Raw genomic sequence first — 11,887 nt, forward strand, 5'->3', positions numbered from 1 at the left:
GCATAGACAAGGTAGGATTTTTTCTATATGAGTAACCTATCTAAAAACGGATGAAGACAATTAAGGAGAATCCCTCTAATCCAGCTTTCTTGTGCTGATGATAGATGTTCCGCCTGAAGGCATTCTTTTAGAAAATCGCGGACTTGTTCTGGTGCAATTTCAAACTCAAAAGCTTTCATCTTGTAAAAAAAGTCGATGAGATTCTCAGATAAGTATTCATCTGAAAAGCGTACTTCTCCACTTTTTCGATATTCTAATAGGAGCCGAGAAAATCTGGATTTTTCATCAGGCAAATCCCGAAAATAGGAATTGAGAAGCCAAGTCTGCTTCTGCTTTCGTTCAATCGGATCTTGATTTGCAATTCGCTGATCCTTTTCCAACTCCTTTTGGTTTTGTTTAGCCTTGATAGCCCGTTCGTCTCTATTTTTTCCAAAGAGAATTTTCTCCCACTTTCGTTCTTCTTGGGTCAAAGTTTCTGTAAAGCCAAAGTAATCTTGATAGGCGCGTTCAGCTGGTCCCATGGCTAGAATGAGATTGTCAGCGTATTGCTTAGCGATTTTGTCTCTTTTCTTACGTTCTTTCTCTGCCTGAATCCGTAAATGTTGCTCGTAATCTATTTTCTCCTTACCTAGCTTGACAAGGTAAAGTTGATCATCTGGTTTTCCAAGTAGAAAGGGTTTGATACATTTTTCAAGGACTTCTTCCAGACGAGCCTTCTTTTTTGGCTCTGCCTTGGTCCAACTTCCTCCTTGAAAGACTTCTAGGAAAAGCTGGTAATCTTTCTCAGGTGCAAATTGATTGCCACGATTGGCTTTGAAAACACCTTTTTCCCAAAACCATTTTAGAAGTTTTTCGTCAAAATCGCTTTTATTGACCTTGATTTTTTCCTTTTTCTTGACTTTTCTAGTCAGATTTTCAAGCTTTCTGAGAAGTTTTTCTTCCTCTTCCAGTTGCTGGTCAAGGCTTAATCGATGAAAATGGCGAACACAGTCACTGCCGATGGGAAAGAGACGTTGTCCTGTGACATTATTAAAGAGTTCATAAGCGTACTTAATGGCATTTCCGCAGATACAATTACTGCGCCCAATACCATTAAAAATCAAGGAAACTTCATTCCATTCCTTGGTAGCTTGATCCCAAGTATCGGCTTTTGAAGCCTGTAAAACCGCATCGTGCAAGGATTTTCTAACTGGAAGTGTCATGAGGTCTCCTTTCTAGATTATATTTTTACAACTTGTACCTCATCTTTGCCGAGCAAAATCAAGTATTTTTCAATATTTTTAATCGAATAGGCTCGTGATAAAGCCTCTCCATAGAGCGCTAACTGCCCACGATAGCGTTCAATAAGCTGATTTGGTTGATCGTAACGGTCTGTCTTATAGTCGAAAAGAACGATGCGATCCTCATAAAGCAGATAGCCATCCAAGATCCCACGAACAACAAAGTCTTCCTGACTCTTTTGATCTTTTTTGAGCATGGAGAAAGGTTGCTCGCGGTAGAGATGGTCTGTATTGGCAAGAATTTCCTGACCAAGTGGTGTTTCAAAGAAGGCGAGAATTTTAGAAAGATTGATCTTGTCTCTTACAGCTGGACTAGTCTGAACTTGTTTGAGAGTTTCTGTCAGGCTAGCAAGTGTTGGTTGTTGACTAAGGTTAATTCTCTGCATCAGTTCGTGGGTTGCACTACCAATCTCAGCTCCAGTTACCTTTTCTTTAGTTGAAAAATCTGGTAAATCAAAGCTGATTTGTTTCTCTGGTGATTGAGTTTGATTAGCAATTTGTACCCCTTCCATATCCATAACGGGTTCGTAGAATTTCTTGATTTGGCTTGGGGTTTGAACACTTGGTAGTTCAATGGCTGCGCGGTGAAGAGTATTATAAACTTCCACCTCTTTCAGCATTTCAAGGGCTTCTTTGATGGTCTCAGACTGACGATTGTCTGCTTGAGAACTATCTTGTAGAGGACTCTTGTTTTCCAACTGACCAATAGCCTCTCTAGTCAACTGGTCTTCACCAAGAAAACGATAACTAAAGTTGAGATTGTCTCTAGCAAATACTTTACTAATCGCCCAGATCCAGTCCTGGAAATTCTTGGCTTGAAGTCTGGTATTGCTATCTAATTTTCCGTTTTCAGCTGTTGGATATTCCTTGGCTTCCAGCTTTTCACGAGAGCCCTTACCGACAAGATAGAGCTTTTTCTCAGCCCGTGTCATGGCAACATACAGCAAACGCATCTGCTCTGAATAGCTAGCCAGTTGCAGTTCTTCTTCATTCTGCGTATAGGTAAGGCTAGGAATGGAGAGTTTAATGGTTTTAGGATAGTGTGCTTCCACTGCTCCTGTTTCCACCTTGGCAATGTATTTGACGCCAAGCCCATTCTGACGACTAAGAATAACATCAGACATTGAGTCTTGCTTATTGAAGTCCTGATCCATATTGAGGATAAAGACATAAGGAAACTCCAGTCCTTTGCTCTTGTGAATGGTCATAAGTTCCACGGCATCTTTAGGCGGTGCGACGGCTACGCTTGCGAGATCATGCTGGGCTTCCAAAACCTGATCAATCATACGAATAAAACGAGACAAGCCCTTGAAATTACTCTTTTCAAACTGATCTGCTCGCAGAGCTAGGGCGTAGAGATTGGCCTGTCTAGCAGGTCCGTTTGGCAAAGCCCCAACATAGTCATAATAAAAACGGTCGTTGTAAATCTTCCAAATCAAGTCATAGAGAGAGTGGTTTTTGGCATATAAGCGCCAAGAATCCAAAATATCCATGAATTGATTGAGTTTTTCAGCTAGAGCTGTATGAATCAAGTTTTTCTGACTTGTTGCCAGTTTTTGAGCATTGACCAGTTTCTCATAGAGATTTTCTTGGATTTTATTCTCTGCTTTCTGGAGGGATAAACGTGCCAACTCGTCCTCATCAAAACCAAACATTGGAGACTTCATCAGAGCAACTAAGGCATAGTCTTGCAGGGGATTGTGAATGACACGAAGCGTATCCAGCATGACTTGCACTTCTAGGGATTGGAGATAATTGTTTTGCTCACCGTCGGTTTTGACAGGTATCCCGTACTCAGACAGGGCAAGAAGAATCTGGTCATTACGACTGCGGCTGGAAGTCAAAAGGGCTATTTCTTTAAAGGTAACACCTTTTTCCTGATGAAGCTTTAAGATTTCCTTGATGACCAGGCGCATTTCCCCAGTGAGTTTCGTTTCTGCTTGGCTTTCTTCTTCCTCTTGCCCACTATCGTTCTTGTCGTAGAGGAGAAATTCTGCCTTATTTTCTGGATTGGGAGTTAGTTTGGTATTGGCAAAAACAAGCTGGTGCATGCTATCGTAGTTGATTTCGCCGACCTCCTGGTCCATAAGGCGTCCAAAAACATCATTGGTTGCTGACAGAACTTCTGAACTACTACGGAAATTTTCCTTGAGCAAAATCAGCTTTCCTTCTTGAGGATTTTGCGCATAGCGTTGGAATTTTTCATTGAAAATCTGGGGATCTGCCTGACGGAAACGGTAGATGGACTGCTTGATATCTCCCACCATAAAGCGATTGTGACCATTCGACAGCAATTCCAGCATCCGTTCTTGAATGTGGTTGGTATCCTGATACTCATCGACCATGACTTCATGGAATCTCTCTTGATAAGTCTCGCGAACTTGTGGGAAATTCTCTAAAATCTCAATGGTGTAATGACTAATATCAGCGAATTCAAAGGCATTTTCCTGGTGTTTGCGTTCACGATAAGCCTCCACAAAATCACTCATAAAGGTTTGGAAAGTTTTAGCTAGCTCCCAAGTATCTTCATGATAACGTTCTTGGTAGTCGAGAATGGTTATCTGGTCCGCTAGTTGTCCTAGTTTAGCAAACTGGGTCTTTCTCTCTTCGTTGTAGGCATCAGCCAGTGGCTTCAAATCGGCCTTACGACTGGAGTTAGCTAGAGATCGACCATTTTTCTCCTTAGAGATGGCGATAATACGCGCAAGCACAGCTTGATAAGCCTGGCTATCGGACTCTTGATTTAAGGAGCCAATTTCATCCAGAACCAGCTGCACATTTTCTAAATAGGCAGCTTTTGGAAACTCCTTGGCATCGTTATCCAGATGATAACGGAAGAAACTTTCCAAGTCCCAAAGCGCCTGCTTGATTTGCTCGGTCAGTTTGTCTTTTTCAATTGCAAAGTCAGCTTCTTCAAACCCTTTGAGAAAAGAGTCGCTCAGCCATTTTTGGGGGCTACTGGTGGATTGAAGAAAATCATAGATTTTGTAGACTTGCTGGCGCAGACCACGTTCATCCTTGCCACGCCCTGCAAAGTTCTTAACCAAACGACTAAATTTCTCTTTATTTTCACCTTGGTAATGCTCTTCAAACACCTGATGAAAAACTTCATTTTTGAGGATTAACTGCTCACTTTCATTTTGTAGAATACGAAAATTGGGTGCAATATCAATCAGGTAGCCATGTTTACCGAGGAATTTTTGTGTGAAGGAGTCCATAGTTCCGATGGCCGCGTTGGGCAGATCTGCCAACTGTCGTCCCAAGTGTTGTTTGAGATCAACATCATCGGTTTCTTGGATCTGCTGGCTGATTTTTTTCTCCAAGCGTTCCTTGAGTTCGGTAGCAGCCTTGACAGTAAAGGTTGAGATAAAGAGTTGAGAAATTTCGACACCACGCGCTAACTGATCCAGAATACGCTCTGCCATGACAAAGGTTTTCCCTGAACCAGCAGACGCTGAGACTAGGATATTTTGCCCAGCAGTATAAATGGCTTCGATTTGCTCGGCAGTTTTCTTTTGTTCCTTGCTCGAACTCGCTTCTGCTTCTTGCAATTTTTGAATTTCTTCCTCAGTTAAAAAGGAAATAGGCTTCATCGATTCAACTCCTCTCTCATTTTTTCAAACCAAGCTTGCTTGAGTTTTTCTCCGACCAGTCGTTTGCCATCAGCTAGCTCTAACTTCTCTAGAAAACGAGCTTGACCAAAATGGTAATTAGCTTCAAATCCTGTAATGGCTTGATGTTGTTGAACGTATGGGGCAATACTTCTTCCGTTCTCTGTGTATGGATTGATGGCGAACTGACCTTGTAAAATCTTCTCAGCTGCCTTCTTGTAAAGATGGGCATTATAGTCTAGTAAGAGCTGGAATTCCTCGCCTGTCAGCTGATTGGCCTTGTTTTTATTGTAAAATTCGCCTAAATGACTACTTTCTTTCTCTAAAAAGAGGCCTTGATATTTCATAGACTTGCTGGCTTCTACTACCGCTCCTGCCAAACTCTTAACGGTCAAGAGAGATTGGACTGATTCAGCCATTTCCAAGTACATGGCACCGAAAAAGTTCTGCTCCCCTTCTCTTTTTAGGGCAGCAAGATAGGTGGGCAGTTGGGAATTAAGCCCATTAAAGAAATGAGGAAACTGGAACTGAGTAAGACTAGACTTGTAGTCTACCACTCCTAACGCTCCATCAGCTTTCAGGCGGTCAATACGGTCAACCTTGCCTCGCACATGGACACTGCGACCATTATCCAACTGGATAAAGGCCTGATCCTTGCCACCAAATGTTGCCTCCTCTTGGATGGTTTCGACGGCTGGATTATGACGAAGGATGTGGCCCGTAGTTCGCGCGACATCAAGTAGAACTTCCTTGGTAAACTGGGCTTCCAAACTTTCCTGATAAATGGCTTCAAATTCGCGTTCTTGACTGGTTTCTTGGATAGCTTGTTCCAGACGTTTGTCAAACGGATTTTCAGCAGGCAGTTTCAAGGCACGCTCAAAAATACGGTGCAAGAAATTCCCGTGACTGCGAGCATCTGGGCGCAGGCGTAATTCTTCCTGCAAACCAAGGACATAACGGAGGAAATAACTGTATTCATTGCGGTAAAACTCCGTCAAACCAGAGGTAGACAGGTAAAACTCCTTGTCAGCTGGATAAAGAGCCTGCAAGGTCTCCTTTGCTAATGGCTTACTGCTTGGACTGGTTGGGAGAGCAGGATTTGTAAGGCCTTTTTGGTCAAGTTTTTTGCCCATGACACGCGCCAAGACCTTGACGAAGGTCACATCTTGTTCACTTTCACTAGAAGCAGCTTGCTGATGATAGGCAACGAGACTAGACAAGAGACTGTGATAAGAACCCATATCTTCTTTGCTAAGTTTTTTATGGTTCATTCTCTTTTCTATTCGGCTAAATCCAAAACTCACCAGTTCCTGAAGATAGGCAGATTCCTTGCTCTCGTTTTCATTGAGAAGGCTGGGTGCTGACAACACCAACTGTTTACGGGCAGCGTTGACTAAAGAAAGCATGGTATAGCGATTTTTCTTGAGGTTTTCACTGCTTGCAATCAGCAATTGTGTTCCCTCTTCTGTCGCTTGGTTTAGACTTTGTCTTTCTTCGTCTGTTAAAAGGCTGGTATTTTGTGCAATTTTTGGTAAATGATCCTGAGTCAGTCCGATAGCATAGACAAAGTCAGCGGTCAGAGGGGCAATCAAATCATAACTCTGCACCAGAACAGTGTCTACTGTTGCTGGAATAGTGCGATACTGAGATAAACTCATCCCAGAATGAAGCAAGGCCATGAAGTCCTCTAGACTCACTTGTGAACCATCAAAAACGGTCGCAAATTGTTCTAAAACATGACAGAAAGCTTTCCAAACTTCGGTTTGTCTTTCCTGTTCTAGAGTTTCCATAGTAGCTGTCAATTCTTGCATCTGCTTGCTTAAAGCAGTATTTTTTAGAAAAATACTCCACTTTTGCAAGAGATTTTCTGCCTTCTGTTTCCGACTGGCAAATAAGGTTTCAAGTGGCGTCAAAACTCGCAGACGAATGGCGTTCAAACGTTCCAAATTGAATTTTCCATGGTGGGATTTTGTGAAGGTCTGCTGAAAAGCTGGCAAGCCATTGATGCCAAGATAGCGGAGATATTGTTCAAAAGCATCAATATCCGCTTGGCTAAGGTCAGTATATAGACCAGTTCTGAGGAGATTAATCAAATCCTCCTGACGAAAACGGTAACGTTTTAAACGTAAAATAGACTCCACATACTGAGTCAAAGGGTGGTGAGCCATGGATTCACTTCTACCTAGATAGAAAGGAATCTGGTACTGGTCAAAAATGGTTTTCAGTGATAACTGGTAAGAAGCCACATCCCCTAAGAGAATGCGAAAATTCTTGTAACTCAGTTCTGGATGGTCATGTAATTTCTGACGAATAGCGCGAGCCACCAGCTCCAACTCTTCCTTTTGTGTCAAACAAGACCAAATTTGCAGATTTTCACGGTCCTTCTCATCGATATCCAAGGTGAGTTCTGAGAAATCATAAGAAGACTCCAATAAACGAGAGGTCTTATCAAAACTATCCATTTTCTCATGCGTCTGAGAACGATCCTGAGCAGGTGTTTGGTATTTTGCTCCCAAATGATGAAGAAATTCCACACTGGCTTGGTAGAAATTCCCTTCAGTGAACGGACTGGTATAGGCTTTCTTGCTTGCATAGGCCCCAATAACAATCTCGGCACCTTTGCGATGGAGTAGATCCACTACACGCTCTTCCTCAGCAGAAAAACGAGTAAATCCATCAATAACCAAGGCAATCTGACTGAAATCACTACTTACCTTATCGTTCTCAATAGCCTCAATCAAATGGGACAACTGACTCCCCTGAGCCAACTGGCTTTGATTAAGATAGGCAGTCACTTTCTCAAAAATCAAGAGTAAGTCTGCTCGCTTATCTTCATCTGTTAAACTTTCCAAGTCTAAAAAGTTCATCTGAGCAGTCATCATCTCATGATAAAGTTCAACCAACTGCTGGATAAATTGAGGATCCTGCTTAATCGCACCATAAACACGCAAGTCCTTGGGATCTAGTTCGGCAAGGCACTTATAAAAAGCCATCCCAAGCCCGATGTCATCAAGACTGGTCTTGGCAGGCAAATCATTTAAAACCAGGTAACGAGCCATTTGAGCGAAACGCGTGACGGTAATCGCAAAAGAAGCCTGCTGGGACAAGCATTCCAGCACGGCGCGTTCCTTTTCAAAAGAAAGAGAGTTGGGGGCGATGTAGAAAACCCGCTTGCCTGCAGCAACTAGCTCTTCTGCCTCTCTCGTTAAAATTTCAGTCAAAGAAGTCCGAATATCAGTATAAAGTAATTTCATCTCTGCCTCGTTTGCTTTATCAAAGTTTCTTACTCTATTATAGCAAAGTTCGTTTCACAGTCCAAATCCAAAATTCTAGTTGACAATCATTTAATTTGCAAATCAATCATATCTCATCATCCACTTTCATATGCTGAAAGATATGGAGGAAAAAGTCTTTGGAAACTTCAAAATGCCCATAACGAAGTCGAGAAGTATAGTCTCTCCATTCAGGATGCTGTCTGGCTATTTCTATGGAACAATCTTTGACTGGCTGATAATACTCAACATTTCGTCTAAAGGGAAAGAATCCTTCAAACTGCTCTACTTGATAAGCCTTGTCATCTATAATTTTACCTACGGCCACAAAAGCCTGTAACTTATCTTGACCATTCATATCGTATTTTGGACTATAGTATAAAAGATAGTCACCTTTTTTCATACGATTTAAGGGTCCGCTCTTTCCATGACAGACCTGACAAAAATTTCCTTCAACTCCTCTTAAAACATGGTTCTTCGAAACAACTCCGACCCAATATCTAGGCATTTTTATCCTCCAACTCTACCAACAAACGATTAAAAACTTCTCTATCGTTAGATAGTTTTTCAAAAAATTCTTCATCAACACCTTCTACTAAAGGTAAAGCTTGATTGACCTTCTCCGCTCCAGACTTCGTCACTGAGACCAGTTTTGCCCGACTATCCTTTGGATGTTGATCACGTCTAATGTAGTCCTTCTTCTCCAGTAGCCTAACAATCTGGGAAACCGTCATGACATCCATACCGGTGAACCGAGCAATATCAACTTGCGTTACATATTCCTCTCTATTAGACAAAAACAAGAGCGAGGTTAAAACGATAAATTGAGGCAAAGTGAGACCAACTGATTTCAAGACTCTTTTTAAATTGCTTTCCCACTTGTTGTAGACTTTGATGAAAAGAAGACCTGTAGATTCTGTTTCATCATTTTTGTAAATTGAATTAAAGTGATACTTTGACATTATTTCTCCTTGAATATTAAGTATACATATTATATAAGAATTTATTTTGTTTTTCAAGAAAAGGAAGCTTGAATTTTACAATTCTGTCAGACATTTTATAGTCTATATGCTATAATAAAAGCAAAACACCTAGAAAAGGAAGTCTTATGATTAAACTACTAGCCTTGGATATGGACGGAACCCTCCTTAATGAAGCCAAGGAAATTCCACAAGCCCACATTACTGCCATTCACCAAGCCATTGAAAAAGGTGTCAAACTGGTTCTCTGTACAGGTCGCCCGCTTTTCGGTGTCCTTCCTTACTACAAAAAACTGGGACTGGACCTTCAGAATGAGTATGTCATCGTCAATAACGGTTGTTCAACCCACCAGACCAGTGACTGGGGGCTAGTTGACTGGCAAGAACTCAGTCCAGCTGACATCGAATACCTCTATGACCTAGCAGAAAAAAGCGACGTCCAGTTGACCCTTTTTGATGAGGAACATTATTTTGTACTCGGTGGCAAGCCTAATCAAATCGTTCAAAATGATGCCAAGCTAGTCTTTTCAGACCTGACTGAAATTTCTCTTGAAGAAGCGACTAGTGGCAAGTATCGTATGTTCCAAGGCATGTTTTTGGGCAACGAAGAACAAACAGACGATTTTGAGCAGCGGTTTGCTGAGGAGCTCTGCCAACGATTTAGCGGTGTTCGTTCGCAGCCTGTCATTTATGAAGCCATGCCACTTGGAACGACCAAGGCTACTGCTCTTTCTCGACTAGCAGCGATTTTGAAGATCGAGCCCTCAGAAATTATGGCCATGGGCGATGCCAATAACGATATCGAAATGCTCCAGTTTGCAGGACTGGGCATTGCAATGGGAAATGCCAGCGACCATGTCAAATCCTTAGCCAATGACGTTACAGCCAGCAACGAAGAAGACGGCGTTGCGCGTGCGATTGAGAAGTATATTTTATAAAAAGAAAAGCAAATAGACAGAAATTACTGCTATTTGCTTTTTTAGCTATTTAACCCAATAAGCAATCAGGGTTATAATCCATAGATGAGCTGGGTAGAAAATATAAAAGAAATATTTATTCCAGCTAGTTTCCTTTCCTCGCTGTCCATTATACAAGGCCATAAAAGGAAAGACAGTGATAAAGAGCCAGTCAGAATTGTAAAGCAGCATTTCCAAGGTTTGGTACCAAGTATCATAGGTATGGATAGAAGTCACTAATAGGAAGGCCCACAAAAACGCGTAGAGGAGATTTCGCAATCCCTTGCGATTCCGACAAGAGTAACTAATCAAGAGAAATGGTAGCATGGTGATACCACCCTCAGTAAAAAGACAACCGAAAATCAAGGTACCAGCAACCCCAATCCGACGCCACAACTTCTCTTTTTGATCCAACTCTTTTCGAGGAAAACCAATCCAAAGCATGGTGACACCAATGGCCAAAGTAAAGAAAATATTATTATTGACCATTACCCCTTTGGATGCAAATAGGGCATTGAGTAGGCTATTTCCAGCAAACATGATAAGCGCCCAAGACCAAAGGCGGATGAGGTAGTTTTTCAAATTTCGAGTATAGATAAATCCTTCCATAGCCATATAGGCAAACCAAACTCCCACACAACGGGTCAAGGCGTGAAAGATACCTTCCCACAGTGGAGAAACGATTCCGGTGATATGAGGGATATGGTCTAGAACCATTACTGCCGCCATCAGATACTTCAACTGCGTTGCATTCCATTTTTTCATAATAAACCTCTTTCTTTTTGATCTACATAGAGTATAGCATACATTTCCACGTATAATCGTACACCCATCTTACATTTAAAAAGCCTATCTTACATTTTTGTAAGACAGGCGTGAATATCAAAAATTTATTATGAAAGTTACCTTCTAGTCTGTAATTCGTTGGTACATTTCTGGTCTTCTATCACGAAATAGTCCCCAGTTGAGGCGTTCACTTGCTCCCTTATCAAGATCATAAGAGGCTAATAGAACAGCTTCACCTTGTCTTTCAGCTCTCTCTAGAATAGCTCCTGTTTCATCCGTCATAAAGGAGGAACCGTAGAAGTCAAGACTGGAACTCTGTCCACCATTTTCCTCACTAGGAGTGACTTCTTCCAAGCCATAGCGATTGGCTGCAATAACTGGGACAATATTTGCTGCTGCGTGCCCTTGCATGGTACGTTGCCAGTGACCACAACTATCCGTATCTAAGATAGGCTCTGAACCTATAGCTGTAGGATAAAAGAGCAATTCTGCCCCATTCAATGCAAGACAGCGCGCTGTTTCAGGGAACCATTGATCCCAACAGATACCGATCCCAATTTTAGCGTAGCGAGTATCCCAGACCTTGAAACCAGTGTTGCCAGGCGTGAAATAGAACTTTTCTTGATAATAATGATCATCTGGTATGTGGGTCTTCCGATAAACGCCCAGCACCTCTCCATCTGCATCAATGACGGCGATTGAGTTATACAAGACATTTCCATCTTTTTCGTAGAAACTAATGGGTAGAACAACCTGTAGTTCCTTAGCAATCACTTTAAAATGCTGAATGGCTGTATTTTCTGTCACCGACTGGGCATACTGGTAGTAGTCATACTGGCGTTCCTGACAAAAATAAGGACGTTCAAACAACTCTGGCAAGAGGATGATTTGTGCGCCTTGGTCTGCAGCTTGTCGAACTAAATGTTCAGCTGTTTGGATATTTGTTGCCACATCCTTGACGCATTGCATCTGGATCGCTGCAACTCTAACATTTCTCATCTT

Annotated in this window: 8 protein-coding genes; 1 reads left to right on the top strand and 7 read right to left on the bottom strand. The window is 41.9% G+C overall.

The window, feature by feature from the left end; all coding sequences use genetic code 11:
- Positions 1-23 precede the first annotated feature (23 nt).
- The 5 genes from NYE79_RS05290 to NYE79_RS05310 form a co-directional block, all read right to left on the bottom strand.
- Complete coding sequence (locus NYE79_RS05290; RefSeq protein WP_339293582.1) at positions 24-1,202, bottom strand: hypothetical protein; 1,179 nt, start codon at positions 1,200-1,202, stop codon at positions 24-26.
- Positions 1,203-1,219: 17 nt separating this feature from the next.
- A complete protein-coding gene (gene addA / locus NYE79_RS05295) occupies positions 1,220-4,873 on the bottom strand; it encodes a helicase-exonuclease AddAB subunit AddA (RefSeq protein ID WP_339293583.1) in 3,654 nt (1,217 codons plus the stop codon).
- On the bottom strand, positions 4,870-8,145 hold the full coding sequence (rexB, locus tag NYE79_RS05300; protein WP_339293584.1) for an ATP-dependent nuclease subunit B: 3,276 nt from the start codon (positions 8,143-8,145) through the stop codon (positions 4,870-4,872). The genes addA and rexB overlap by 4 nt, the downstream gene beginning before the upstream one ends.
- A gap of 106 nt (positions 8,146-8,251) precedes the next feature.
- A complete protein-coding gene (locus NYE79_RS05305; RefSeq protein ID WP_084921872.1) occupies positions 8,252-8,671 on the bottom strand; it encodes an EVE domain-containing protein in 420 nt (139 codons plus the stop codon).
- A complete protein-coding gene (locus NYE79_RS05310; protein ID WP_084881260.1) occupies positions 8,664-9,125 on the bottom strand; it encodes a MarR family transcriptional regulator in 462 nt (153 codons plus the stop codon). Before NYE79_RS05310 ends, NYE79_RS05305 begins: the two co-directional genes overlap by 8 nt.
- Before the next feature lie 146 nt (positions 9,126-9,271).
- On the opposite strand from NYE79_RS05310, the gene NYE79_RS05315 reads away from it, so the two are divergent.
- Entirely contained in the window at positions 9,272-10,081 is an 810-nt protein-coding gene (locus NYE79_RS05315) for a Cof-type HAD-IIB family hydrolase (RefSeq protein WP_125413643.1), read from the top strand.
- A 45-nt stretch (positions 10,082-10,126) separates the two neighbouring features.
- On the opposite strand, the gene NYE79_RS05320 is transcribed toward NYE79_RS05315, so the two are convergent.
- A complete protein-coding gene (locus NYE79_RS05320) occupies positions 10,127-10,864 on the bottom strand; it encodes a TraX family protein (protein ID WP_247924129.1) in 738 nt (245 codons plus the stop codon).
- 144 nt (positions 10,865-11,008) lie between these two features.
- Positions 11,009-11,884: an N-carbamoylputrescine amidase gene (aguB, locus tag NYE79_RS05325; RefSeq protein ID WP_339293585.1), complete on the bottom strand. Its 876-nt coding sequence runs from the start codon at positions 11,882-11,884 to the stop codon at positions 11,009-11,011.
- Positions 11,885-11,887: the final 3 nt, after the last annotated feature.

It is taken from the genome of Streptococcus sp. FSL W8-0197 (genome assembly GCF_037963785.1).
Taxonomy (GTDB): Bacteria; Bacillota; Bacilli; order Lactobacillales; family Streptococcaceae; genus Streptococcus; species Streptococcus oralis_CQ.